General features: G+C 44.6%; 3 protein-coding genes and 1 pseudogene. 1 reads left to right on the top strand and 3 read right to left on the bottom strand.

Annotation, left to right across the window (positions count from 1 at the left end; translation table 11 throughout):
• Together POG22_RS04130 and POG22_RS04125 are read right to left on the bottom strand one after the other, a co-directional pair.
• Positions 1–425: pseudogene (locus POG22_RS04130) on the bottom strand (RNA-guided endonuclease TnpB family protein); the annotation flags it as partial.
• A gap of 115 nt (positions 426–540) precedes the next feature.
• Positions 541–2,145, bottom strand: coding sequence for a helix-turn-helix domain-containing protein (locus tag POG22_RS04125; protein ID WP_498903798.1), 1,605 nt, complete (start codon positions 2,143–2,145; stop codon positions 541–543).
• A 510-nt stretch (positions 2,146–2,655) separates the two neighbouring features.
• Here POG22_RS04125 and POG22_RS04120 point away from each other — a divergent pair.
• On the top strand, positions 2,656–2,976 hold the full coding sequence (locus tag POG22_RS04120) for a hypothetical protein (RefSeq protein WP_498903796.1): 321 nt from the start codon (positions 2,656–2,658) through the stop codon (positions 2,974–2,976).
• A gap of 616 nt (positions 2,977–3,592) precedes the next feature.
• Here POG22_RS04120 and POG22_RS04115 read toward each other — a convergent pair.
• The coding region (locus tag POG22_RS04115; protein ID WP_498903794.1) for a zinc ribbon domain-containing protein at positions 3,593–3,855 on the bottom strand (263 nt) is incomplete at its 5' end.

Raw genomic sequence — 3,855 nt, 5'->3', positions numbered from 1 at the left:
GCTCTTTTGAGAATTCTGACTCGCTTAATCTGTTCGGGATGATAATAATTTAAGTTCCTCGATCCGATTAATCGTAAGTGTCCGACTCCTTTTTTGTCGGTAAAGACAATGTGCTTGCGATCTTCTGACAGCTTCCATCCCAAGATTTTGTACTCGACCGAACGGGTATTTCGCTTGAATCGAGGATAACCCCTCCTACCTTTAACCTTACTTTTACAGTTTTCGTAAAAACGAGTAATGGCTCTCAGGGTTCGCTCAACCGCCGTCTGGCAAGCATGAGAGTTCAGTTCTTCAACCAACTTAAACTCTTTTCTGAGTCGCGTGTTGTACCGAAATAGCTCAGCTTTCCCCACGCCTCGATTGTCTATCCAGTAACGCAGGGATTTGTTGCGAACGAACTGAGCCGTCCGAATTGCCTCGTCGATGGCTTGGACTTGGTGAGGCTTGGGATTAAACTAAGCCGGGCAGTCGCCCACCCGACTCGTCTTCAGAACCGTGCGTGAAAGTTTCCCTTCACACGGCTCGTGAATGCTCCGCTCGTCAATTGATATTCAGCACCTTGCGTAACAAGACCTGATCGTCAGCATTAATCTTAAACCGCTCTTTTTCAATATCTCGAACCCAACTCTGGCTTTTACCAAGACGACTAGCCAAAGCACGTTGAGTAAGGTTTTGCTGTCGGCGAGCAGTATTAATCTCTCGTCCAGAAAGTTGCTCTGACTGTTTAACCCCTTTTGAGTGAGGCGACTGGTATCGACGCTTAGGTGTACGGCGGCGAATAGTTTGTTGCCATTCTTCTGGAAGTTCAAACCCCAAGAGGCGAGCGTTAAGCAAACGCTGCCATTTATCGCGGGGAGCGGTATCTGTCAGACTCAGAACTTGATTTGCATCCTCACTCCAAAATTCGAGGGCATCATCTGGATCGTTAGGAATATCAGCAACCTTAGTCCAAAGAGGCTGAATATCGGAGGGGTAGGTTTCAGGATCGAAGAGTGGCTTGAGACCGTAGTGGTAAATCGTTTCTAGATCGCTCTCAAACGTTTTGATCGTTCGCTTATGGGAACCACGAACGGCGATCGCTTCCGTAACTCGCTCTTCACCATAAGCGATATGTAACAGAGTAAGGACTTTCATCCGCTGATCGCCACCTAGCCGCATCTTAAACAACAGCCACAGCAGCAAACGAATAGCACCCTCATGCTGCTGCCAGTTGCTCATAATCTCTGCAAGCAGAGACCGAGGTAGAACACCATACTGGTAAAAGGCAGTTTGACGGCGGTATTCTTGCTTGTTGAGAAAGTATTTAACCCAAGTACCAGCTCGTATTGTAAAGTCTAAACCGATCAAATGTCGACAGCCCTGAGTATCTTCTTCAAAGTGATATTGAGTTGCCAGCAAGTGCCAGACTGGATGTTCCTCGAGGGTAAACGATTGGACTTTGCCTTGGCGAGGCCAGTCGAGAGCAACCAAGATACGACAAGATTGATGCACCAAGTCTTTAATCAGGGTAAGCTTTTCCAGCTTAGTGAGGTCTTTGCGCTTATCAAGTCCTAAATATTTCTCGATGTGCTGATTGTTCAGGACAAAGACTTCTTCCCAAGGACACTCAACTGAAACCGCGTAGGCAGCAAGAATAAGGTGAATGCAGGTGGCGCGAATATCAAAATTAGCGATCGCCGCTGTAGCCATATCTGCATTCATGGGGAGAAGAACCTCAGCTTCGGGGTCTGCTGCCAACCGAAACCGCATCTCCCCTTTATCGCGACGCACAGGCCGACTGTAGGCAAAATAACCGTCAGAATCGGTTTGCCAGGGTAAAGTCTGTCGCTGTGCCAAAATATTGCAGGTTTCCCACATCACCATTGAAGAAGCAAAGGGAGTGGTTTTTCGATTAAGAAAAATATCAAGAATCGTTGTCGGAAATGGTGTAGTTTTATAGCGTCCTTTTTTAGATGGTAGAGGTTTCAACGAACCTACATTACAAGCTTCGAGACATCGAGGAATTTCTACATCTTTACAACCATCGCAGAGAGTTGGATCGATCCAATATCCCTCAGATGTATCTTCGCTTTTAATCGCTCCATTGGGACACTCAGACTGGCAGCCACCACAAGCATTGCAGTCATTTTTGATCGTATAAGTCATAAAGTTACAATCACCTCCGATAGAAAAACTACAAATAATAAATGCTTTTTAGTATCAAAAAAAAGACACTGAATAAACATCTTAAAATTATCAGTGTATTCAAAAATCGTAATTTTTCATTTTCATAAACGATCGCTTGAATAATTGTATTTTTCAATACAAAAATCGTTTTAATTTTTTTCAAATACCTATTTTTGATTCGATTGAAGCTAATCATAACAATTTAAAACATAACTTTTTATATATTGTTATACAACTTAATTATAATTTAATATTCATGTAAAAATGTTCAGAATAAACTTTCTAGTCTGAATATTTAGAGATTTTCGGCAGCACTTCTTAGCCCTCCTGTACGAGTTAAAATCCCCCTCCTTCCTAATAAATAGAAGGCTGGAGGAAGGTTATTTAGCATTGAGCTATACAGAAAACTTGTCATGAATCTCTGCTAATAGAGTAAACAAAGTGTATTGGCACAAACCTAAAACTGATTGTTTTCACAGTAGTTAGAACATGATGATGACGTTACCGACAACCGACGCTGAAACGTTAGCGATCGATTTTTTGATGGAAGATTTGGATATTCCGGCAGCGGATCGAAATTTTTTCTACATCATCTCCACCCGAGATACAGGTGAAAATTGGTATGTTGTAGAAATTGGTGTTGAGGGTCTTCCGGATAAATGGGCTTTACAAATCTTCGATACAGGCCAGTGCGATCCTTGTTACACCTTTACCTCTCCCATGCCCGCAGGTGAAGATGTCGATCTGGCTGAATTCCCAACTCGTATTGCCGAGGTTATAGCTAAGGAACGAGCCGGCGGGATGATTTAATCTGTTTGATTTCACATCTAAGATTAGGTTGTATTTCCCCAGATCCTCACCACTCTAGAAGTGCGATAATTTTTAAACCTAGTAATTCAGATTTAAAAATTATCGCAACTACCTCTATATCTAAATAGATTTAGTCTTACGTTCGCTCTACAGATTGTAACGGTGTGTCCCACCGCGCTATACATCGAACTCTCAAAGAAAAACTCTCTACACTTTGTTAATTCTAGGGATACTTGTACTCCTGGCTCCATCCTCTTTTCCCGATCTCCCAACGCTTCTACATCGTCAGGTTTACTGGACTCCGCTCGTGTAGGCTGTCTGCATCTATTGTCTCAGATGGATCGTTGACCCATTCCATCCTATTGGAAGCTCACTCCCAACTGAAGCGCGGGGGCTTTCACCTCCCCACTTCTAGCTGTTGAATTGTGAACTACCTGATACTGACCGTTCGGACATTCGGCGAGTTCAGTCGAGTCGCTGAGTTGGCCGAAGTCCTCTCGGGTACGGTGCGGGGCTTCCTGCTGAGAGAGCTAAGAAGACGCAGCTAACCTTCCACTGAGAATTCCAGAATTCTCAAAGCTCCAGAAATTTGACCACTTTTGACATCCTCTCCGGCCTAAAGGCACGGAGATTCCCAGTCTGCCAGCACGCTTGCTGACTCCTGACGGGTAGACAAACAAGCAACCGCCTCCAAGGAGGTCTCACACTGCTTAGCGTTTGCCCATTCAGGTCGGCATAATCCTGCCGCCTCAATATTTTTGCCAGCGTTTACATCGCGGTCGTGCTCAGCCCCACAGTTGATGCAGAGTACAGACCTGATAGACAGATCCAACTTGCCCCACCGATAGCCGCAGCACGAACAGATCTCGGAGGTAGGTT

It is taken from the genome of Geitlerinema sp. CS-897 (assembly GCF_028368005.1).
GTDB lineage: Bacteria > Cyanobacteriota > Cyanobacteriia > Cyanobacteriales > Geitlerinemataceae > Baaleninema > Baaleninema simplex.
Note: the sequence above shows the minus strand (reverse complement) of the source record. Positions and strands in the feature narration are given on the sequence as shown.